Source organism: Streptomyces sp. W16 (genome assembly GCF_033194735.1).
Taxonomy (GTDB): Bacteria; Actinomycetota; Actinomycetes; order Streptomycetales; family Streptomycetaceae; genus Streptomyces.
This window is the reverse complement of the sequence record NZ_JAWOAI010001154.1, coordinates 1-955: the sequence shown is the minus strand read 5'-3', so window position 1 is coordinate 955 and position 955 is coordinate 1. Positions and strand designations below refer to the sequence as shown.

Here is a 955-nt window from a genome sequence, read left to right as displayed (position 1 = left end):
GCGCTCGGCGCGGCGCTCGGCACGGCCCACTCCGCCGCGGCGCCGTTGCTGATCGGCTCCGTCAAATCGAACCTCGGCCATCTGGAAGGAGCCGCGGGCCTCGCCGGCGTCGTCAAGACGGTGCTCGCCCTCCACCACGCGAAGCTGCCGCCGACCCTGCACTACGCCCGCCCCAACCCGGCAGTGGCGATGGACGAGTTGGGGCTGCGCGTGGTCGACCGCCTCCAGGACTGGCCGAGCGGTCCGGGAGACCGGCTGGCGGGCGTCAGCTCCTTCGGCTTCGGCGGCACCAACGCCCACGCGGTGCTGGCGGGCGCACCCGCGACCGGTGAGGTGATGTCATGAGGTTCGGCGTGGCGATGCTGGTCACCGACGTGTCGATGGCGCCCGCGGACTTCGGCCGCGCGGTCGAGGAGCGGGGCTTCGAGTCGCTGTTCGTGCCCGAGCACACGCATGTCCCGGTGCACGCGGCCCACCGCGGCGACGCCTCCCTGGGCGCCGCCGAGACCCGGCAGGGACTCGACCCCTTCGTCGCCCTGACGGCCGTGGCGGCGGCCACCACCCGGCTCCGCGTCGGCACCGGGGTCTGCCTGGCCGCGCAGCGCGATCCGATCGTCCTCGCCAAGGAGGTGGCCAGCCTCGACGTGGTCTCGGGCGGACGGTTCCTCTTCGGAGTCGGCGCGGGATGGCACGAGGAGGAGATGCTCAACCACGGAGTCGACCCCCGTACCCGCGTCGCCCGCCTGCACGAGCACCTGGAGGCGATGCGCGCCATCTGGAGGGACTACGAGGCCTCCCACCACGGCCGCCATGTGAAGTTCGACCCCATCTGGTCCCTGCCCAAGCCCGTGCAGCGCCCCCACCCGCCGATCCTCCTGGGCGGCAGCGGCCCCCGCGTACTGCGGCGCGCCCTCGCCCTCGGCGCCGGATGGATGCCCTGGCACGAGGTGGAGGG

At 73.9% G+C, this 955-nt stretch carries 2 protein-coding genes; both read left to right on the top strand.

All coding sequences use genetic code 11. The annotated features are described in order from the left end of the window. Positions 1-345: ketoacyl-synthetase C-terminal extension domain-containing protein (locus R6V09_RS53880; RefSeq protein ID WP_317888658.1), on the top strand; the 345-nt coding region annotated here is incomplete at its 5' end. Next, the coding region (locus tag R6V09_RS53875) for a TIGR03619 family F420-dependent LLM class oxidoreductase (RefSeq protein WP_317888657.1) at positions 342-955 on the top strand (614 nt) is incomplete at its 3' end. The genes R6V09_RS53880 and R6V09_RS53875, both read left to right, overlap by 4 nt.